This is a genomic window from Sulfitobacter sp. F26169L, from assembly GCF_026410285.1.
Lineage (GTDB): Bacteria > Pseudomonadota > Alphaproteobacteria > Rhodobacterales > Rhodobacteraceae > Sulfitobacter.
On record NZ_JAPMLP010000004.1, the window covers coordinates 57,456 to 76,582 of the forward strand.

General features: G+C 55.1%; 18 protein-coding genes. 12 read left to right on the forward strand and 6 right to left on the reverse strand.

Going from position 1 to position 19,127, the window contains the following annotated elements:
- Nucleotides 1–36: 36 nt before the first annotated feature.
- Complete coding sequence (locus tag OS189_RS09470) at nucleotides 37–1,275, forward strand: Hsp70 family protein (protein WP_267167071.1); 1,239 nt, start codon at nucleotides 37–39, stop codon at nucleotides 1,273–1,275.
- A gap of 75 nt (nucleotides 1,276–1,350) precedes the next feature.
- On the opposite strand, the gene OS189_RS09475 is transcribed toward OS189_RS09470, so the two are convergent.
- On the reverse strand, nucleotides 1,351–2,631 hold the full coding sequence (locus OS189_RS09475) for an acetylornithine deacetylase/succinyl-diaminopimelate desuccinylase family protein (protein WP_267167072.1): 1,281 nt from the start codon (nucleotides 2,629–2,631) through the stop codon (nucleotides 1,351–1,353).
- A 145-nt stretch (nucleotides 2,632–2,776) separates the two neighbouring features.
- On the opposite strand from OS189_RS09475, the gene OS189_RS09480 reads away from it, so the two are divergent.
- Nucleotides 2,777–3,634: a formate/nitrite transporter family protein gene (locus OS189_RS09480; RefSeq protein ID WP_267167073.1), complete on the forward strand. Its 858-nt coding sequence runs from the start codon at nucleotides 2,777–2,779 to the stop codon at nucleotides 3,632–3,634.
- Complete coding sequence (locus tag OS189_RS09485; protein ID WP_267167074.1) at nucleotides 3,634–4,587, forward strand: YihY/virulence factor BrkB family protein; 954 nt, start codon at nucleotides 3,634–3,636, stop codon at nucleotides 4,585–4,587. The genes OS189_RS09480 and OS189_RS09485 overlap by 1 nt, the downstream gene beginning before the upstream one ends.
- A 3-nt stretch (nucleotides 4,588–4,590) precedes the next feature.
- Here the strand turns inward: OS189_RS09485 and OS189_RS09490 are convergent, their stop codons facing one another.
- Complete coding sequence (locus tag OS189_RS09490; RefSeq protein WP_267167075.1) at nucleotides 4,591–5,319, reverse strand: Crp/Fnr family transcriptional regulator; 729 nt, start codon at nucleotides 5,317–5,319, stop codon at nucleotides 4,591–4,593.
- Between the two features lie 67 nt (nucleotides 5,320–5,386).
- Here OS189_RS09490 and OS189_RS09495 point away from each other — a divergent pair, with 67 nt between their 5' ends.
- Nucleotides 5,387–5,770: a hypothetical protein gene (locus OS189_RS09495; protein ID WP_267167076.1), complete on the forward strand. Its 384-nt coding sequence runs from the start codon at nucleotides 5,387–5,389 to the stop codon at nucleotides 5,768–5,770.
- A gap of 305 nt (nucleotides 5,771–6,075) precedes the next feature.
- Here OS189_RS09495 and OS189_RS09500 read toward each other — a convergent pair whose 3' ends face one another.
- Both OS189_RS09500 and OS189_RS09505 read right to left on the reverse strand, forming a co-directional pair.
- On the reverse strand, nucleotides 6,076–6,372 hold the full coding sequence (locus tag OS189_RS09500) for an ElaB/YgaM/YqjD family protein (protein WP_267167077.1): 297 nt from the start codon (nucleotides 6,370–6,372) through the stop codon (nucleotides 6,076–6,078).
- Nucleotides 6,373–6,492: 120 nt separating this feature from the next.
- Nucleotides 6,493–7,302 carry a response regulator gene (locus OS189_RS09505; RefSeq protein ID WP_267167078.1) on the reverse strand — a complete coding sequence of 270 codons (810 nt, stop codon included), beginning with the start codon at nucleotides 7,300–7,302 and terminating at the stop codon, nucleotides 6,493–6,495.
- 104 nt (nucleotides 7,303–7,406) lie between these two features.
- On the opposite strand from OS189_RS09505, the gene OS189_RS09510 reads away from it, so the two are divergent.
- The 4 genes from OS189_RS09510 (at nucleotide 7,407) to OS189_RS09525 (ending at nucleotide 10,144) form a co-directional block, all read left to right on the forward strand.
- A complete protein-coding gene (locus tag OS189_RS09510; protein ID WP_267167079.1) occupies nucleotides 7,407–7,565 on the forward strand; it encodes a NepR family anti-sigma factor in 159 nt (52 codons plus the stop codon).
- On the forward strand, nucleotides 7,562–8,119 hold the full coding sequence (locus OS189_RS09515; RefSeq protein WP_267167080.1) for an RNA polymerase sigma factor: 558 nt from the start codon (nucleotides 7,562–7,564) through the stop codon (nucleotides 8,117–8,119). The genes OS189_RS09510 and OS189_RS09515 overlap by 4 nt, the downstream gene beginning before the upstream one ends.
- 3 nt (nucleotides 8,120–8,122) lie before the next feature.
- Nucleotides 8,123–9,844: a sensor histidine kinase gene (locus OS189_RS09520; protein WP_267167081.1), complete on the forward strand. Its 1,722-nt coding sequence runs from the start codon at nucleotides 8,123–8,125 to the stop codon at nucleotides 9,842–9,844.
- 150 nt (nucleotides 9,845–9,994) lie between these two features.
- Complete coding sequence (locus OS189_RS09525; RefSeq protein WP_267167082.1) at nucleotides 9,995–10,144, forward strand: hypothetical protein; 150 nt, start codon at nucleotides 9,995–9,997, stop codon at nucleotides 10,142–10,144.
- A 59-nt stretch (nucleotides 10,145–10,203) separates the two neighbouring features.
- Here OS189_RS09525 and OS189_RS09530 read toward each other — a convergent pair whose 3' ends face one another.
- Nucleotides 10,204–10,755 (reverse strand): cupin domain-containing protein, encoded by a 552-nt coding sequence (locus OS189_RS09530; protein ID WP_267167083.1) that lies wholly within the window; start codon nucleotides 10,753–10,755, stop codon nucleotides 10,204–10,206.
- 197 nt (nucleotides 10,756–10,952) lie between these two features.
- Between OS189_RS09530 and gabT the strand changes: the two genes are divergently transcribed.
- Both gabT and OS189_RS09540 read left to right on the forward strand, forming a co-directional pair.
- The gene (gene gabT / locus OS189_RS09535; protein WP_267167084.1) at nucleotides 10,953–12,332 is read left to right on the forward strand and encodes a 4-aminobutyrate--2-oxoglutarate transaminase; all 1,380 of its coding nucleotides are present in this window, start codon (nucleotides 10,953–10,955) and stop codon (nucleotides 12,330–12,332) included.
- A gap of 111 nt (nucleotides 12,333–12,443) precedes the next feature.
- A complete protein-coding gene (locus OS189_RS09540) occupies nucleotides 12,444–13,283 on the forward strand; it encodes a hypothetical protein (protein ID WP_267167085.1) in 840 nt (279 codons plus the stop codon).
- Here OS189_RS09540 and OS189_RS09545 read toward each other — a convergent pair.
- Nucleotides 13,261–14,883: an FMN-binding glutamate synthase family protein gene (locus OS189_RS09545; RefSeq protein ID WP_267167086.1), complete on the reverse strand. Its 1,623-nt coding sequence runs from the start codon at nucleotides 14,881–14,883 to the stop codon at nucleotides 13,261–13,263. The two genes, OS189_RS09540 and OS189_RS09545, sit on opposite strands and share 23 nt — an antisense overlap.
- 394 nt (nucleotides 14,884–15,277) lie before the next feature.
- On the opposite strand from OS189_RS09545, the gene OS189_RS09550 reads away from it, so the two are divergent.
- Both OS189_RS09550 and OS189_RS09555 read left to right on the forward strand, forming a co-directional pair.
- Nucleotides 15,278–16,249, forward strand: a complete 972-nt coding sequence (locus OS189_RS09550) for a TAXI family TRAP transporter solute-binding subunit (RefSeq protein ID WP_267167087.1) — start codon at nucleotides 15,278–15,280, stop codon at nucleotides 16,247–16,249.
- A 123-nt stretch (nucleotides 16,250–16,372) separates the two neighbouring features.
- On the forward strand, nucleotides 16,373–19,117 hold the full coding sequence (locus OS189_RS09555) for a TRAP transporter permease (protein WP_267167088.1): 2,745 nt from the start codon (nucleotides 16,373–16,375) through the stop codon (nucleotides 19,115–19,117).
- Nucleotides 19,118–19,127: the final 10 nt, after the last annotated feature.

Genomic DNA, 19,127 nt, shown 5'->3' on the forward strand with positions numbered 1-19,127 from the left:
GTAGGCGGTCAGCCTTTGGCGGGGAAGGAGCAGGGCATGGCAGTTTTGGGTGTGGATTTCGGAACATCGAATTCGGCGGCAGGTGTGGCGCGGGATGGTGCACCGCATCTGATTGCGCTGGAAAAGGACGAGAAGACTTTGCCCACTGCTGTATTTTTCGACTTTGAAAAAAAGCGAATGTTGATTGGCACCGCTGCCGGCAAGGCGCTGCTGGCCGGTGAGGAGGGGCGATACATGCGCGCTCTCAAAAGCTTGCTGGGCGCGCCTTTGATGCGAGAAAAGCGTAATCTATTGGGTGAAAAGCTGGATTTCATCGATATCGTGGCGCGGTTTCTGGCGCAGGTGAAACGCGGCGCCGAAGCGCAGACGGGCGAGCGGTTCGACCGTGCGCTGTCGGGACGGCCTGTGCGGTTTCACGGTGACGAGACGCGCAATGCGCAGGCCGAAGTCGATTTGCGCGAGGCGTATCTGCGTGCCGGCTTCGATGAGGTTGCGTTTATGTACGAGCCGGAGGCGGCCGCATTGGCAAACCGTGCGCTGCTGGATGAGGGCGATCTGGGTTTGATCGTGGATATTGGCGGCGGTACATCGGATTTCACCCTGTTTCGCAATGGCGTGGACGGGATAGAGATTTCGGCGAGCCATGGCATCAGATCAGGCGGCACCGATTTTGACCGGACCCTGAGTTTGGAAACCGTGATGCCGCTCTTGGGGCGTGGCAGTGAAATACGCCATGCGTTCGGGAATGAAACACACACGGCCCCTGCAACAATTTTCAACGATCTGGCCACTTGGCAGAAAATCCAGTTTCTTTATGCGCCCGATAGTCGTCGTCTGGCCAGCGATCTGGCGCAATATGCGGTGGAGCCGGACAAGCTGGCACGGCTGGTATCAGTGCTGGCGGATGAATTGGGCCACGATATCGCGTTTGCTGTCGAAGCAGGGAAAATCGCGGCAAATATCAGCGGTGCCGGTGTTGTTGATTTGCAGGTGGTTGAGCGCGGGCTGTCGGTATCATTGGAGAGCGATACAGTTGGCGCATTGCTGCGGCCCATGGCCGAAGATATGGCGGCGGCGGCGCTTGCCACTGTTGCGCGGGCTGATGTGGCGCCGGAAGATGTAACCCATCTGGTGTTTGTCGGCGGTTCCAGCTTGATGCGGGTGACGCGCGATGCGCTGGGGCAAGTGTTTCCACAGGCGGCGGTGCATCACGGCTCTGCGTTGACGGCAATTGTGGATGGGCTGGGGATTGCTGCGGAGGGGGCATTTGACTGATGTGGAGGAGGGGGCCAGCCCCCGCCTGCGCTGCGCGCAGCCCCCCCGGGATATTTTTGGCCAAAAGAAATAAGGTCAAGGGCGGGGGAGCAAGAGCGTTTCCAGCGCGGCGCCCATAACGCAGGCACTGTCGATCATATCATCGACGCCGATCCATTCGTCGGGTTTATGGGCGAGTTCGAGCACACCGGGGCCGTAGGCGATGCAGTTTTTCAGCTTGCCGATGCGGTCGATGTGTTTCTGATCATAGGTGCCCGGAGAAGCGACATATTGGGGGGATTTGCCGATGACGTCTTCGATCGCTTTTGCCACCGTCTGGACGACGGGGGCTTCGCGATCTGTCATTGAGGGCAGAACCGAGTTGAGTTCGGTTAGTTCGTAATCGAAATCGGGGCGGGTGGAGCGAAGCCCTTCGAGAAGTGCGGTGACTTCGCCGCGGACCTGATCGAGGGGTTCTTCGACGAGAAAGCGGCGGTCAATGGTTATACGACAGCTGTCGGGGACGCAGTGGGAGGGCAGGCCGTCAAAGTCGGCATCCTGTTCTTTTGCGCCGCCGTGGATTGAATTGATGTTCATTGTGGAACTGCGCGCGCCTTCCGGCACCACGGGCATATCGGTGAGGCGGGCAGCCATGGCGGGGAAAAGCTTGTTTTCGAATTCATTCAGCACAGCGCCCATGTGACGCACGGCGCAATCACCGAGGAAAGGCATGGAGCCGTGGGCGATTTCACCCTTTGTTTCGATTTCTGCCCACCAGCCGCCACGGTGGCCGAGGCAGATGCGGTCCTTGTTCAGGGGTTCGGGAATGATGACATGCTGAACACGGTCAGGATTGAAGTAGCCTTGTTCTGCCAGATAGGCGACACCGCCGTATCCGCCGGATTCTTCATCGGCGGTGCCAGAGATTTCGATTGATCCGGTAAAATCATTGTACATCTCGATAAATGTCTCTGCCGCGATGATGGATGTTGCCAGCCCGCCTTTCATGTCACATGCACCACGGCCGTAAATTCTGCCGTCTTTCAGTTCGCCCCCGAAAGGATCAGTTGTCCAGCCGCGACCCACTTCGACGACATCTGTGTGGCTGTTGAAATGGACACATTCACCGGAACGGGTGCCTTCGCGGCGTGCAATTATATTCCAGCGGGGATACTTTGCGCTGTCGCCGGGTGTGCCGTGGGCGCGGATCAGTTTTGTTTCGAAACCGTGTGCCTTCAGGCGTTTGTCCAGGTATTCGCAGATTGCCAGATAATCCTGACCGGGCGGGTTGAGTGTGGGGATACGGATGAGATCCTGAGTAAGGGCGATTAGCGCATCACGTTTGGCAGCAATGGCATTTGAGAGTGGTGTTTTCATCCCGTGTCCTTTTTTATTGAACGAAACGGCTAGGCTGTGCGTTATGCCGTGTCTGGCCTCTGGTGGTGCCCCGTATCATTGCGGAACATTGTCGTTGTGCAAGGCATGAATTAGCCTGCCGGCGATACAGGAGACGGATACGCAGATGACACGGCGAAATACCCGCAACCAGCAGACCGAAGATGAAGCCAAAGAACAGTCGCTGGAGGAGGCCGCTTCGCTGTCGCCGCTGATGATATATGAAGTGATCCGGCGGGACGGGGAGGAAGAGCTGGCGCGGACAAAACGGTCGCTGTTCTGGTCCGGTATCGCGGCGGGTGTTCTGATTAGCCTCTCGGTTTTGGGTGAGGCGGTACTGCGGACTTATCTGCCAGATACGCCATCGCGGTTTTTGATCGAAAATGTCGGGTATTCGCTGGGGTTTCTGGCGGTGATCATGGGGCGGATGCAGCTGTTTACCGAAAACACGATCACCACAGTCCTGCCGATCATGCGGGAGCGGACGGTTGCGGCGATAGGATGTATGCTGCGGCTGTGGGCGATTGTACTGGGGGCAAATGTGATCGGTGCGTTTGCTGCGGCAGCTTTGTTTGTGTTCACGCCTGCCATTTCGCCTGATGTAATGGCTGCGATAACGGCCCTGTCTGAACACGCGACAGGGATGCCTGCTGCACAGGGATTCTGGCGTGGTGTTCCCGCAGGGATCATCATAGCGTTGATTGTCTGGATGTTACCGCAGGCTGACGGAGCCGAGTTCTTTGTGATCCTGAGCTTTACGTGGCTGATTGCGGCAGGTGATTTTACGCATATCGTTGCAGGCTCTGTCGAGATGGCGGTTCTGATGTTGCAGGGCAGTCTGGGTCTATTCGATGCTTTGACGGGCTTCTTTTTACCAGTGCTGGCCGGAAATATCATTGGCGGCACTGTAATCTTTACGCTGGTAGCTTGGGGGCAGGTGCGCGATGACGTAACCGCAAACGAAAGTCCTGAAGTGGGTAAATAATGAGCGATACGACTGTGACACAGGTGCCTCAGGGAGCAATTGCGCGAGTTTGGGCAGCTCTTCGGGACGGGTTTGTGCAGATCGGCGACACAAACCTTTCGCTGGTGTCGGCTGGGGTCGGGTTTTTCGGGATGTTATCGCTATTTCCAGCAATCGCTGCACTGATCGCATTGCTTAGCCTTATCTCTAATCCTGACGTTGTGATTGCCCAGTTGGAAGATATGCGTGGTCTGCTGCCGCAGGATGTATATATTATTTTCCACAATCAGATTGTGGCACTGGTGACGGCCAGCCCTGACACCCTGGGGTGGGCAGGCGTCATTTCTATTTCAGCCGCCTTGTGGTCAGCGCGCGCAGGTGTCGCGGCGATGATGACAGGGTTGAACGCGGTACACGGTGAAAAGAACCGTGCGACAATATCGCATTACGTCCGTGCGCTATTGCTGACGCTTGCGCTTGTCGGAGTTGGCATTGTTGCGCTAATTACGCTGGTGGTGGCTCCGGTCATCCTGGCATTTTTTCCGTTGGGTGGGGTGGCTGGCATCATTGCGGAAACGGTACGCTGGGTTATCGCGATAAGCATTCTGCTGGCGGGGGTCAGTGTTTTGTATCGCTATGGTCCAAACCGGGGGAAATCGCATCGAAGATCTATAAAATCGGGAGCGATTGTTGCAGTGGTCAGTTGGGCGGCACTATCGCTTGTGTTTTCGTACTATGTAGCGAACTTCGGAAATTATAATCAGGTCTACGGCTCTATCGGGGCTGTGATCGCGATGCTGATCTGGTTGTGGCTAAGCAGCTTTGTTATCTTGCTGGGTGCGGTTGTAAATGCGCAGGTTGAAAAACACGTTTACGGATTGGAGACCCCCGACGGGGCTTCGCCGTTCGAGGAAATCAAAGCAGCCCCACCTGAAGAAATTGTCGATACAACGCCCGCCAGCCCCCTGCCTTGACTCCTAGATAAACGGGCGTTTTGGCAACGGGTCCAGATCGGTCATGGCGATTTCGGCAAGGGCTTCTATATCGTTGATCTGCAATGTTTTATCCGACCAAGTCGCAAGCTGTCGATCCTTGAGCTTGCCTAACGTTTTATTCGTATGCACCAACGAAAGGCCCATGGCGTCTGCAACATCACGCTGTGTAAAGGGCAGTTCCATCACGTTGTTCTGCACCATGCCAAGCGATTTGCCGCGCTGAAAAATCTTTATCATGGCCCATGCTACGGATTGCAGCGCGGTACGCTGTCCGACAGTTGACAGGCTTTCACCGAGGAAGTTTTCTTCCATTGCGGCCAGCCATGTAAGGTCAAATCCGCGTTCCGGATGTGATCTGAAAAAGCTCCACAGTTCAGAGCGGTTGAAAACACACAGGCGCATCTGCGAACGTGCTTCTACCGAATGACCCATTTCGCCGAGCAATCCGGCCTGAAGGCCGATGAAGTCGCCTGGAAAAACGAAGTTTATCACCTGCCGCTGACCGTTTTGGAGATGTCGTTCGCGGATACCCATACCGGAAAGTGCAGTAAACAACTGAGGTGCATTGGAACCTTGCATCAGTATCGGAGTATTCGGCTCTACAGATAACTCCCCCACCTTGAATTTCTGCATAAATTCAATGTCTTCCGGAGAAAGATGTTTGAATGCGTCTTTGCGATTCAGTGGGCAATATCTGCAATGGGTGGTCATAAAAAAGGAGCACTCCGGTATGTCTTAGTTTATAGAACAGATGCCTGTCGCAGATTAAACATGGTGCATGAACAAAAGATTGTCTGCACCCGAATTTGTCATCGTAGTGGATGATACGCTCGTCCTGATGGATATTCAGGAAATGCTTGCGCGTCAGTTCAAAACCGATCCGGTCGGTTTTGACGCTCTTGATGCGTTAGCGCAAGCATTAGATGATCTGTCACGGCCGGTCATTGTAATTTCCTCGTTTAGTGCGTCCCGAACATCTGCCGCTTTGAAGAGGCACCATCTGGAGGATGACAAAGTCTTTTTTGTCCTTATCAGTGATGAGAATGAAGACGACATGGGCCTTTTGGGCGGGGCCACTATTGTGTCATCGCCATTCTCGACTGAAAAACTGATGTCCGGCATCACGACCGCGTACGCGCACCTGCTGTCAGTCCCGACATAAACGCAGCAACCAGATTATCCATCGTGGGAGGCTCCGGCTGTCTGACCGGTTCAGGTGCTGGCGGTGTTTTGCGGCTACGCATGGATGCAATTGCAAGTCCAATCAACCCAGCGCCGGTGTAAATCGCCGCGATGATTATCGTGGCGTTCAAAATTGAGGTGACTGTGATCAAAAACATCCAGCACGCAGCAGTCCAAAAGGCCAGCCCTATGCACAGGGCAATGCCCGCACACAGGCCTATTGCCGCTGTTCCGGCGGTATGCTGTGCCTGTGCGCGGGCGTTTGCGATCAGATTGCCAATCATCTTAACGACGCGATGTCGTGATTAGGCCGACAAGGAAGCCAAGGCCGGCAGCCAGACCAAGCGCTGTTGCGGGCTGTGTGCGAACAAAATCTTCTGCCTGCATCTGCGCCAGCGCGGCTTTTTCACGACCGGCTGCTGACAAGTCAGCGGCGGTTTCTTTGGCAGACTGTTTTGCAGCGGCCGTTTTGGCAAAACCATATTCGGTTAGAGTCTGGGTCAGTGACGATAGATCTCTCTTCAGTACATCCATTTGGGCGGATAGATCTTCGACTGTGACCTCTTGTGATGCTTTCGCCATGTCGGCTACTCCTTAAAGTTATTGTTGTTTCAACATTCAAACGCGCATGGCGCTACATTGTTCCAAAAATAAACCCCGCCGGTGAAGGCAGGGTTCGGGTAACATCGCAAAATTGCGAGATCAGGCGTGTAATGTTTCGGTTGATGAAAAGAACATTGCCTGACTGACAGCCGAGATCACCTGGTCTTCGGTGTAGGGCTTTGAGATCAGAAATGCAGGTTCGGGCTTGTCACCTGTGAGAAGGCGTTCGGGGAAGGCGGTGATGAAGATCACGGGACGCTGCCCCAGTTCTGTGAGTAGGTCGTTAACCGCATCAATTCCTGATGAGTTATCGGCCAACTGGATATCTGCTAGAATTAGATCAGGCACATCGGCGCGGCCAAGGGACACGGCCTCATCGCGCGTGCGCGCGATGCCTGTTACGCGGTGGCCCATATCCGCGACAATACTTTCGATATCCATCGCAATGATTGCTTCGTCCTCAATAATCATTACCGAGCCCATCACGCTGTCAGCCATTTCCCGACGGGCAATCGCAACTAATTCTTCCGCTTCGGCGGTTTCTACACCGATGATCTGCGCAATGCTTCCGTAGGTAAAACCTTCGATTGTATAAAGAAGCAGCGCCTCGCGGCTGTTGTTGGTAAGCTTGGCGAGATGCTTTTGCGCTTTTGCACGCGCACCGGATTCACCCTCCTCTACGGGGGCGCCTGCGCTGGACCAGATGCCATACAGCACACGGAACAATCCTGTTTTGACATCCGTTCCATCCAACACCGAACGATCGGCCAAAATCGCCTCCAGCGCGGCGGCAGCAAATGTGTCTCCGCTGGTCTGACTGCCTGTCAGTGCGCGGGCGTACCTACGAAGGTAAGGAATATGCATTCCCAATTGATCGCTAACGCTGAGGGCGTCTTGTGCATCACTCATCTGAGCTGGTCCTTTTTTTATAATCTTTTCGGGAACCAAACTCCGCAAACCTGCGTTAGGTTCCAAAGTGACTGTGGTTTTTTTTAAAATGTGATCGAGGGCAGATGACCGGACAAGGCCAAAACAAATCCCGTGACGGGGTAATTGATGAAAATTTGCGTCGTGTGTTTGACGAAGCGGTAGAGGAAGGCATTCCGGATAGGTTCAAATCCCTGCTCGAACAGCTCAAGCAGCAGGACGCCAAAAAAGGTGATAATGGATGAGCACCCCCGATCCCCGCGATGAACTGGTGGAGCATTTGCCCGCCATGCGCGCCTTCGCGATTTCGTTAACGCGCAATGGGTCTGTTGCCGATGATATGGTGCAGGACACATTGGTAAAGGCGTGGACCAACATCGAGAAGTTCGAGGTCGGCACCAATATGCGTGCGTGGCTATTTACTATCCTTCGCAACACTTATTATTCTTCGCGGCGTAAAGCAAAACGGGAAGTCGCTGATGTTGACGGGATTTTCACAGAGAGCCTTGCAGAAAAACCCGCCCATGATGGACACTTGCAGATGAACGATTTCCGCGTTGCGCTGGCCAAGTTGAAGGATGAACAGCGCGAGGCTCTGCTGCTTATTGGTGCGTCAGGTTTTTCCTATGAAGAGGCAGCAGAAATGTGTGGCGTGGCAGTTGGTACCATCAAAAGCCGTACAAACCGCGCGCGCAAGAATATCGCTGAACTAATGGGGCTTAACGAAGACGAGGCGATGGAAATGACAGATGACGCGACAATGTCTGTTTTGTCGTCATCGAAAGTTGCAAGTTTCTAAGTCATGACATCGGGCTTTTTGCACAATCGTCTTTTTGGCGGATTAGCCTTTCGGGTACTGCTGTTTTTATCGCTAGCACTGTTGCCTATCGGGTTGATCGCGTTCCAGCAGACCCGCCAGATCGCGGATCAGAGCGAGCAAGCAGCCGAGCTTTCACTGATGGCGGTCACCGAGCAAGCAGCAGCGGCGCAGAGAACCGTATTGCAAGAAGCTATTGGTGCGGGACGTGTGCTTGCCTCGGTTGTGAAGTTGGTGCGCAATGAGCCGGTTTTATGCTCGAATTTCCTAACGCGATACAAAGCGGAAAATAGCAACTATCAGCTGGTAGGTTTCGCCAAGTCGGACGGGTCGATGAAATGCTCTTCGACCGGTCAGGAGCATGATGTTAGCGATTCCGAAGTTTTTCGCGCGGCGTTGGAAAACACGACCGTTAATGTTCATGGTCTGGATAGCGGTGCAATTTCCAAACGGTCTGTAGTTGTTGTCACTGTTCCGGTGTTTGAAGATGAAGCACCGGTAGGTTTCGTGTTTATTTCAATCAAGCGGGAAGTGTTGAACGATATAAATACCGAGGCAGATGACGTCACGCCACTGTCTCTGGTGACGTACAACACAAGCGGTCAGATTGTAACGACAGAGCAGCGACCCGAGGTTTTCGAGGGGGAGATGCCAGCCGCCTATTCTCTGAAACAGCTAACCGGAAATTCCCGACAGGTATTTACTGCAAACAGCAAAAATGATGCGGAGCGTGTATACGCGGTCATCCCGGTCATTCAGGGGTCTGTATTTGCCATCAGTGTCTGGCCTACCGATACGCCGTTGCTACAGACGGATTTCACAGGACGTGTATCGTCGTTGCTACCGATCCTCATGTGGGTGGCGAGCCTTGTGGTGGCATTCTGGGCGCTGAACCGGCTGGCCATAACACACATCAAAAAGCTGGGCCGTCAGATGCGCCATTTTGCGCTGAATCGCACTTTGCCGCGCAAATCGTTAGGTGATCGTTTGCCTTTCGAAATTGTCGCGATGGAAGAGTCATTTATGGGAATGGCGCGGTCTATCCTGCATGACGAAGCGCGTTTGGAAGACAGTTTGCGCGAAAAAAATATCTTGTTGAAAGAAGTGCATCACCGCGTGAAGAACAACCTTCAGTTGATCTCCTCGATTATGAATATGCAGATCAGACAAGCCCCGACAGAGGCGAACCGCCAGGTACTGAAACGATTGCAGGACCGTATCCTTAGCTTGGCCACTGTCCACAAAAGTCTGTACCAAGATAACGAAATGACCCGTGTGGATGCAGCGGTTTTGTTGCGTGAAATCGTGTCGCGCAATCTGGCCGTTGGTATGTCACCGAACGCGGGGATCGACGTGAGCGAGGATTATGACTGCATTTTCATCGGGCCGGATGATGCTGCCCCTCTATCTCTACTGGTGTCCGAAGCGGTCACAAATGCACTGAAATACCTGCCACAGCGCCGTGCGGATCACCCGAAAATTTCTGTTAGTCTCAGGCAGGCTGAGCCGGAGAGAGCGGTCTTGCGAATTTCGAACACAACCGGCACGGCCACACCCGAAAGCGGCACAGGCCTTGGGTCAAAGCTTATCCAAGCGTTTGCGCGTCAGTTGAACGGTACTCTGGAAATCAGCGAAGGTGGGCCGGAATATATTCTGGAACTGTCGTTTCCGGTGCCGCTGACGGACAAGGAAACATATGACTACTGATCTTCAACTGGCGTTAATCGGCAAGTTGTAGTGTTGTGTCGCGGTCAGGGTGTGACAATCGCGCGCAATCAATATGATTCTTTTCTTTGGCCGGAACCACCGCCCTTGCGACGGGTTGGGTCCGTGAAACTGCTACAAAAGGAGGCGTCAATGACGAACGAAATGTTTCTTGGCGGCCTGATGATCCTCACGATGGTGGCGGGGCTGGTCATTGCATTGACCTCCACCCGCACATCGGATCGCGATCATTTTGACCGAGACAAGACGGGTCACAAGGGCCGTAAAGATCGCCATAAATGAATGGCAAATAAGAGAGTGAAGTTGTAAAGGGTTATCGGCGCTAAATGTGCGGCGCAGCGTTAAAATACCGGTGGTGTTAACGCGCTTACGATCTCACAAATATGATTGCTGACATTGCGAAAGCGGTGCGGCATTCGGCTGTCGAACAGATATCCATCACCGACATCCAGAAGTCCAATTTCATCACCAACGGTCAGCTCGATCTGACCTTTGGTGATGATTCCTGCCTCCTCTCCTTCGTGGCTGAGAAGTTCCGGCCCCGTGTCCGCACCGGGGGGATATGTCTCGTGAAGTACTTGAAGTGTGTGCGCGCGTGCGTTGCCCAATTGCCGCAGCGACACTTGAGAAGGCCCCTCCGGCGCAACTTGTGTAAACTCGCTCGCGCGGTAGAACACTTTCGGGCTGTCAGTCTCTTCTATAGAGCCGAAAAATTCGGCCATAGACACGGGAATGGCATCTAGCAAGCTTTTGAGCGAGGCGACAGATGGCGAAGTTTTGTCTGTTTCAATCAAGGAGATCGTGCCGTTGGTTAGCCCCGCCCGACCGGCAAGTTCGCGCTGGGAGAGGCCGCGCTCCATCCGGATTTGCTTGAGACGTTTTCCGATGTTCAAAGGGAGTATCCTGTTACTGGTCAAGATGGTTTGTGCAGATGTTTGCATCGGCGATATTACGCGGACATGACCACCGCAGGCACAAAAGCGCAAGTGTTCGGATTATCGTGATTGACAATTAAATTAAACGGGACGAAAGGTTTTTTAAACGCGGGTCTGCCGCGTCTGGTTTTCACTCATTCATTCAGGAACATGTTATGGCCAGCACTGCAAAACGCACATCCCGCAAAAGCACCAAGAAAAAGCCACAGATCGCTATTGTCGAACCTGCGGTTCCAACTGTTTACAGCAATGCCGATCTGGTCGCGCGCCGTGATGCCGCCGTGCCCCGTGGTGTGGCATCTGCCGCGCCGGTGTATGCTTCCTACGCGGAAAATTCCGAGCTCTGGGATGTTGATGGTAAGCGGTTCATCGATTTTGTCGGTGGCATTGGCGTGCTGAACACCGGCCACCGCCATCCTGGCGTGATCGCCGCAGCAAAAGCGCAGGAAGACTTGTACACGCACACCTCGTTTCAGGTTGTCCCCTATGCGCCCTACATCGAATTGGCCGAAAAGCTGAACGCGCTGGCTCCCGGTGATGCGCCGAAAAAGACATTGCTGGTAACCACAGGTGCTGAAGCGGTCGAAAACGCGGTGAAGATAGCCCGTGCTGCAACAGGCCGCCCTGGTGTAATCGCGTTCACAGGCGGCTATCATGGCCGTACTCTGTTGACGCTCGGAATGACCGGCAAGGTCAGCCCGTACAAAAAGAACGTGGGCCCGTTCCCTGCCGATGTGTTCCGCGCGCCGTTCCCGAGCGTGCGTGACGGTATCACTGTCGAGGATGCGTTGACCGGACTGAAAAACCTGTTCCTGACCGATGCGCAGCCTGACCGTGTGGCTTGTATCATTATCGAGCCTGTTTTGGGGGAGGGCGGATATACACCTGTACCGTTCGAAATGATGAAGGAACTGCGCAACATCTGTGACGAGCACGGCATCATGCTGATCGCGGACGAAGTGCAGGCAGGCTTTGGCCGGACGGGTAAATGGTTTGCAATCGAACATTCCGGCGTTGTGCCTGATCTGATCACTGTCGCGAAATCCATGGCAGGTGGTTATCCACTGGCCGGTGTTATCGGCCGTGCTGATGTGATGGATGCGATGGATCCGGGTGGTCTGGGTGGCACGTACGGGGGTAACCCCGTTGCCTGTGCCGCAGCGCTCGCCGCGATCACAGCGATTGAGGATGAAGACCTGTTGGCCAAATCCATTGCCATGGGTGACAAGTTGAAAGCCCGCTTTGCCGAGATCGGCGCGCGTGCGGCACCGTATCGCATGTGGGATATCCGTGGTCTTGGTGCGATGGTCGCCGTTGAGTTCGTCACCGATTTTGACACCGCCGCACCGGATGGGGCGCTGACCAAACGTATCATCGCACATGCGCTTGAGCGTGGTTTGCTGCTGTTAAGCTGTGGTATGCATGGCAATGCCATTCGCGTAATGGTGCCACTGACCGCATCGGAAGAAATCGTTGATGAAGGTCTGGCGATTTTTGAAGCGGCGCTTGCTGCTGCTGTGGCAGAAACCGCTTAATTCTGCCTTTCTGGCATAGGTTATAAAGACGCGCGGGGTCACCCTCCGCGCGTTTTTTGCTGTTTGTGGGGGGGCGAATAGTGGATATTGGCCCCGAGGGAGAGGTGGATCATGCGCTTATGGTTTTTAGTGATCTGGATCGTTCTGGCAGCGCCCCTATGGGCCGATGATGCCCCGCGTCTGGGCATCTTCGGTGTTGTAGAGCAGGTATCGCCGTTGGTTGTAGCGGGACGCGAAATAACCGTACCAGAAGAGGTCAACGTGATCAGCCTCTTAGGCCCGAACCAAGCGATCGAGGTGGGCGACACGCTGGCCATCCGGGTGCTGGCGGAAGCCGGAGGTTTGAAAGCCGCGCGGATTTTGCAGATATTTCCCGTGGTCGGCCCCGTGACCGACGTTCAGGGAAGTACGGCAACCGTAATGGGCAGCGCGGTGCATGTGCCACCAGATATGGCGGTAAAAGCGAAAAGCTGGCTTGCCGTCAGCGGCCTGTGGAGCGGGATGACCGTGATCACCACAAATTTGCGTGTGGTGGATCATGGTGGGTTTGGTCATCTGACAGGAGTGGTTGATGCCAGCACAATGCAGATCGGCGCAAGCGAGGTGCGCGGCGCCGAGGTGCCGTTGGACGGTCTTGGTGAAGATGTCTGGATTTTCAGTGGCGTGGCAGAAGATGCCGGCCTGCGTGTGTCGCTAAAAATGAGGGGCGTTTTCGGCGGTGAGATCGATCTGGTTTTGTGGCAGGGTTATGCCTCTCTGCCGGTGGCGTCACAAACCTATATGATCCACGGTACCGGCATTTTGGGCACTGCGCGGGATGCGCAGATGCCGGAGGCCGGACGCCTGATTGCGCGCTGCGTACACAAAGGGCGGATTGTGGCCGCGGCGCCTGATGGCATGTCGGCCGGTTTCGCGGCACTTGATTGTGCTAGACATATTCCGGCGGATTGAATGTTTTTGCGCTGGCGCGCGACCAGCGCTCCTTGTAACCCATGTGATCGGCTGCGTCGGGATCCACCAGAAAACCGTTTGGCAGGTAGGGAAATACCTGATTGCCCTGCACCATAGAGCGGTCGGACTGGCGTTGCATCAGGTGGTGGGGCATGAAGTCGGTCGGATGCATCAAACCGGCTGCGGCTGTCATCTCACCCAGAGCATCCAACGTGTTGCGGTGAAAGCGTGCAACGCGTTTAGATTTGTGATCGGGGTCGAGGGCGCGGGAGCGCAAGGGGTCTTGCGTAGCGACACCGACGGGGCAGTGGTTGGTGTGACATGCCTGCGCCTGAATACAGCCGATTGCAAACATGAAGCCACGTGCGGAGTTGCACCAATCCGCGCCCAATGCCAGTGCGCGCGCGATATCGAAAGCAGATATGATCTTGCCCGCCGCACCCAGTTTGATTTGATCGCGGATGCCCGCGCCGCGCAGGGTGTTGTGAACAAACGTTAGCCCTTCCACCATGGGCATGCCCACATGGTTCGCAAACTCCAGCGGTGCGGCGCCTGTGCCGCCTTCGGTGCCGTCAACCACAATGAAATCAGGGATGATACCGGTTTCCAGCATCGCCTTGACGATGCACATGAATTCACGTTTGTGACCGATGCACAGTTTGAAGCCCACCGGCTTGCCGCCCGACAGATCACGCAACTGGCCCAGAAACTTCATCATACCGATCGGCGTTGAAAACGCAGTGTGCGAGGCGGGCGAAACGCAGTCTTTGCCCATCGGCACGCCGCGCGCCTCTGAAATCTCTTTTGTGATTTTTGCCGCCGGAAGCATACCGCCATGGCCGGGCTTGGCCCCTTGCGACAGTTTCAGTTCGATCATCTTGATCTGGTCGCGGCCGGCCTGTTCGGCAAATTTTTCGGGGCTGAACCGCCCGTCCTCTGTGCGGCATCCAAAATAGCCGGAGCCGATTTCATAGATCAGGTCGCCGTTGGCCTCGCGGTGATAGCGGCTGATCCCGCCTTCGCCGGTGTCATGGGCAAAACCGCCTGCCGCTGCGCCGCGATTTAGGGCCGAAATCGCGTTGTGCGACAGTGCGCCAAAACTCATCGCGGAGATATTATAGATGGAAGCGCTGTAGGGTTTCGCGCAATCCTTGTTTCCGATTGTGATGCGGAAATCCGTGTCTTCGATATGGGTCGGCTGGACCGAGTGGGTGACCCAGCTGTAACCACCTTCATAGACCCGCTTTTTGGTGCCGAAGGGGCGCGCATCTTCCTGCCCTTTCGCGCGCTGGTAGACCAGGGAGCGTGAATCGCGGCTGAACGGTTCTTCTTCCTGATCGTCTTCCAGCAGGTATTGGCGGATTTCAGGGCGTATGCTTTCCAGCAGAAAGCGAACGTGGCCCAGCACCGGATAATTGCGCAGAACCGAATGGGACGATTGGCGAATGTCATACAGACCCAGAATAGAGAGCGCGGCAAAAACCAGAAACGGCACCACAAACCAACCGGACCAGAGCAGCATTGCAAGGAGGCTTAGCAGAGCAAGAAGAACGACACCTGCAAACGTGCTGTAGCGGGTGAGTTGTGATAGTTTTTGCATGCAAAGCTCCGAAATGTTGCGCATTGGCTAAAGTGAAAAGGTGTAGAGCGCATTAAGACGATGCTTGGCAAGGGTGGCAACGTCGTCCGATACGTAACGCGGATGTAAGCCGAATGTCTGGGCTGGAAACACCTGAGTGTAAAAGTTGTTAGTTTAAGCCTGTTTAGATTGTGTGGGTGATACATTCAGAGAGTGCTTGATCATCTAGAGAAAGCTGCCTAGGCTTTCTATAGCTTTCGGAGCGGTTTCCGGTAACAGGGCCGCAAACTCGGAACAGGGGAACAGGGATTTTCGATAGGACCGTACGCGTTTGCAATCGCGACCTATGCACTGTTTCCCGATGAAAAATGGCAGTGATTTGCACTGCGTTTCAGATAACTGGGAGAGTATCAGTATGACACTATTCAAGACAATGACCGTGGCGGGTGCCTTTGCGGGCGCCATGCTGGCGGGCACTGCGTCTTTTGCGCAGGAAAAATTCATCACCATCGGCACGGGCGGTCAAACGGGCGTGTATTTCGTTGTAGGGCAGTCGATCTGCCGCTTGGTCAATCGTGGGTCGGCCGAGCACGGGCTGAAGTGTACTGCGCCTTCCACCGGTGGTTCGATTGCAAACATTAATGCGATCAAAGCGGGTGATATGGATATGGGTGTAGCCCAGTCCGACTGGCAGCACCATGCCTACAACGGCACCTCGAAGTTTGAAGGTGACAAGTTTGAGAACCTGCGCGCGGTCTTTTCTGTGCATGGTGAACCGTTCAACGTAATTGCGCGCAAAGACAGCGGCATCAAGACGTTTGACGATCTCAAAGGCAAGCGTGTCAACATCGGTAACCCCGGTTCGGGCCAGCGTGCCACAATGGAAGTTGTGATGAACGCCAAAGGCTGGACGCTGGACGACTTCGCACTGGCGTCCGAATTGAAGCCAGCCGAACAAGCCGCAGCATTGGGCGATAACAAGGTCGATGCGATTATCTATACTGTTGGCCACCCTAACGGCTCCATTCAGGAAGCGGTTTCAACCATCGATGCGGAACTGGTTACAGTAGCCGGTCCTGAAATTGACGGTTTGATTGCCGAAAACCCGTTTTACGCGGCGGCAACCATTCCCGGTGGCATGTACAAAGGCACCGATAACGATGTGAACACATTCGGCGTGAAAGCCACATTTGTATCCTCTGCCGATGTGGATGAAGAGACGATCTATCAGACTGTAAAAGCTGTTTTCGATAACTTCGACCGGTTCAAACGTTTGCACCCTGCTTTCGAGAACCTGAAGGAAGAAGATATGATTTCCGCCGGTCTTTCCGCACCGCTGCATGACGGCGCTGCGAAGTATTACAAAGAGCGTGGCTGGATCGAATAAGCGACGCGACAAAACAACCGGAGCGGCTGGGGATGAAGCCCTGGCCGCTCTGATGGCTTCGCTGGCTAAAGCGAAGACCGGCACGTACCGCAAAAGGTGCGGCATGCAACAGGGGACACGCCGATGACAGACCAACAACAAGCTGCTGCCGTTGAGGCCGAAGCCGCCGGACGCGGGGGCCTTGATCAAAGCGAACTGGATGAACTTGTCGCTTCTTCCGATACCGGCGGACGTGCAGTCGGTGGGCCGGTTGGTCTTTTGTTGATGCTGACCGCGCTGGCGTGGTCATTGTTCCAGCTGTATATCGCGTCGCCTTTCGGGTTGTTCAACGATACGCTGGCCCGCTCTATCCATCTGGGCTTTGCAGTGTTCTTGGGCATTATGGCCTTTCCCGCTGCGCGCACGAAGTTCCAGATGATCCTTGGCATTGTGGTGCCGCTGGCACTGGCGGCGCTGTTTATGATTTCGGCAAAAGACGGTGTTACCGTGTGGTGGATTCCGATCCCCGCCATTGCTGTTGCTGCAACGGTTGTTCTGGGGTCACCTAAAAGCAGTATTCCGTTCTGGGAATGGGCCTTGGCGATTGCCGGTGCGCTCTCTGCTTTGTATCTTTTCTTTTTCTATCGCGACATCGCGGACCGTGTCGGTGCGCCGATCATGCAAGATTATGTTGTTGCGGTGATTGGTATCATGATCTTGCTGGAGGCGACGCGCCGCGCGCTTGGCCCTGCGCTGATGATCGTGGCGTCAGTTTTCCTCATGTACACAGTGCTTGGGCCGAATATGCCAAGCATCATTGCGCACAAGGGTAACTCCCTTTCAGAAATTGTGAACCACCAGTGGATTACCACCGAAGGTGTGTTCGGCATCGCGCTGGGCGTATCAACCTCTTTTGTGTTCCTGTTTGTGCTGTTTGGCTCCCTGCTGGACCGTGCGGGTGCGGGCAATTACTTTATTCAGGTGGCGTTCAGCCTGATGGGGCACATGAAGGGTGGTCCGGCCAAGGCCGCGGTTGTGTCTTCCGCAATGACGGGCCTTATTTCCGGCTCTTCCATTGCCAACGTGGTGACAACGGGGACGTTTACGATCCCGCTGATGAAAAAGGTCGGGTTCAGCTCTGAAAAGGCGGGCGCGGTCGAGGTCGCATCGTCTGTCAACGGGCAGATCATGCCGCCTGTGATGGGGGCTGCGGCGTTCCTGATGGTGGAATACGTGGGTATTCCGTATTTTGACGTGGTCAAACACGCCTTTCTGCCTGCAGTGATATCCTACATCGCGCTGGTGTATATTGTACACCTTGAGGCGCTGAAGGCGGGCATGGAAGGGTTGCCGCGTCCGACGCCGGCCAAACCTTGGGTGGCGTGGTTGATGTCTATCGCGTTTACCATCGCGGTGATCTGCGGGCTAAGCTTTGCCGTGTATTACCTGATGGGCTGGATACGCCCCGCGTTCCCCGAGACCGCTGGTTACATCATCTTTGTATTCCTGACGTCGGTTTATGTTGGTCTGCTGTATCTTGCGTCCAAGGAAGCACCGCTCAAGCTTGATGATCCTGATGCGCCGGTTACCAAACTGCCGCTGGCCGGGCCGACGATCCGGTCGGGTTTGCACTTTATCCTTCCGGTGGTTGTGCTGGTCTGGGCGCTGATGGTTGATCGCCTCTCGCCCGGTCTGTCTGCGTTCTGGGCGACGACATACATGGTATTCATTCTGGTCACGCAGCGTCCGTTGATGGCGATTTTCCGTGGCGAAAGCAAACTGGGCGCTGACATCAAGGATGGTCTGCTGGATCTGGTGGATGGTCTGGTAACAGGTGCGCGCAACATGATCGGTATCGGTATCGCCACGGCGACCGCAGGTATCATCGTGGGCGTTGTCAGCCAGACAGGCGTAGGTGCCGCGCTGGCCGATGTGGTCGAGGTTCTGTCGGGCGGTAATATTCTGGCGATCCTTGCGCTGACCGCTGTACTGTCGCTGATCCTCGGCATGGGGTTGCCGACCACCGCGAACTACATCGTCGTTTCCGCGTTGCTGGCACCTGTGATTGTAACGCTGGGCCAGCAAAACGGTTTGATTGTGCCGCTGATCGCTGTGCACCTGTTTGTGTTCTACTTCGGTATCATGGCGGATGTTACACCGCCTGTGGGGCTTGCCTCTTTCGCGGCGGCGGCGGTATCGGGGGGTGATCCGATCAAAACCGGTGTGGTTGCGTTCTTCTACAGCTTGCGCACAGCCGCTTTGCCATTCCTGTTTATCTTCAACACCGAACTGTTGTTGATTGATGTGACATGGGCGCAGGGGGTGTTCGTGTTTATTGTCGCAACAATAGCGATGTTGCTGTTTGCGGCCGCAACCCAGGGATGGTTCCTTGCCAAAAACCGCGTTTACGAGACGATTGCGCTGTTGCTGATCGCGTTTACCCTGTTCCGTCCGGGTTTCTGGATGGACATGGTTGTGCCGCCGTATTCCGAAGTTGCATCAACCGAAATCGCGCAGGCCGCTGCCGATACACCTGCGGGAGAGCTTTTGCGCCTGCGGATCAATGGCTTCAACGATCTGGGTGATCCACTGCAATTTGTGGCGCTGCTGCCGATCGGCGAAGGTGCGACAGGTGAGGAAAAGCTGGAAAATGCAGGGCTGATGTTCCGCGAGGACGGGGACAAGATGATCATTGATGATGTCGCGTTCAACTCCCCCGCGCAGGGTGCCGGGCTGGACTGGGATCAGGAAGTGCTGCGAGTGCTCAAGCCCGAGCCACAGCCGAGCAAATACTGGATGTTCCTGCCGGCGCTTTTGCTGTTGGCCGGCATTGTGATGATGCAACGGGGGCGCAATGCGCGCGCCCCTCGCAACGCGGCGGCTGCATAAATTATCTGTA

Coding starts and splice junctions, on each gene's coding strand:
- OS189_RS09470 (WP_267167071.1), top strand. CDS start 37: ATGGCAGTTTTGGGTGTGGATTTCGGAACATCGAATTCGGCGGCAGGT.
- OS189_RS09475 (WP_267167072.1), bottom strand. CDS start 2,631: ATGAAAACACCACTCTCAAATGCCATTGCTGCCAAACGTGATGCGCTA.
- OS189_RS09480 (WP_267167073.1), top strand. CDS start 2,777: ATGACACGGCGAAATACCCGCAACCAGCAGACCGAAGATGAAGCCAAA.
- OS189_RS09485 (WP_267167074.1), top strand. CDS start 3,634: ATGAGCGATACGACTGTGACACAGGTGCCTCAGGGAGCAATTGCGCGA.
- OS189_RS09490 (WP_267167075.1), bottom strand. CDS start 5,319: ATGACCACCCATTGCAGATATTGCCCACTGAATCGCAAAGACGCATTC.
- OS189_RS09495 (WP_267167076.1), top strand. CDS start 5,387: ATGAACAAAAGATTGTCTGCACCCGAATTTGTCATCGTAGTGGATGAT.
- OS189_RS09500 (WP_267167077.1), bottom strand. CDS start 6,372: ATGGCGAAAGCATCACAAGAGGTCACAGTCGAAGATCTATCCGCCCAA.
- OS189_RS09505 (WP_267167078.1), bottom strand. CDS start 7,302: ATGAGTGATGCACAAGACGCCCTCAGCGTTAGCGATCAATTGGGAATG.
- OS189_RS09510 (WP_267167079.1), top strand. CDS start 7,407: ATGACCGGACAAGGCCAAAACAAATCCCGTGACGGGGTAATTGATGAA.
- OS189_RS09515 (WP_267167080.1), top strand. CDS start 7,562: ATGAGCACCCCCGATCCCCGCGATGAACTGGTGGAGCATTTGCCCGCC.
- OS189_RS09520 (WP_267167081.1), top strand. CDS start 8,123: ATGACATCGGGCTTTTTGCACAATCGTCTTTTTGGCGGATTAGCCTTT.
- OS189_RS09525 (WP_267167082.1), top strand. CDS start 9,995: ATGACGAACGAAATGTTTCTTGGCGGCCTGATGATCCTCACGATGGTG.
- gabT (WP_267167084.1), top strand. CDS start 10,953: ATGGCCAGCACTGCAAAACGCACATCCCGCAAAAGCACCAAGAAAAAG.
- OS189_RS09540 (WP_267167085.1), top strand. CDS start 12,444: ATGCGCTTATGGTTTTTAGTGATCTGGATCGTTCTGGCAGCGCCCCTA.
- OS189_RS09545 (WP_267167086.1), bottom strand. CDS start 14,883: ATGCAAAAACTATCACAACTCACCCGCTACAGCACGTTTGCAGGTGTC.
- OS189_RS09550 (WP_267167087.1), top strand. CDS start 15,278: ATGACACTATTCAAGACAATGACCGTGGCGGGTGCCTTTGCGGGCGCC.
- OS189_RS09555 (WP_267167088.1), top strand. CDS start 16,373: ATGACAGACCAACAACAAGCTGCTGCCGTTGAGGCCGAAGCCGCCGGA.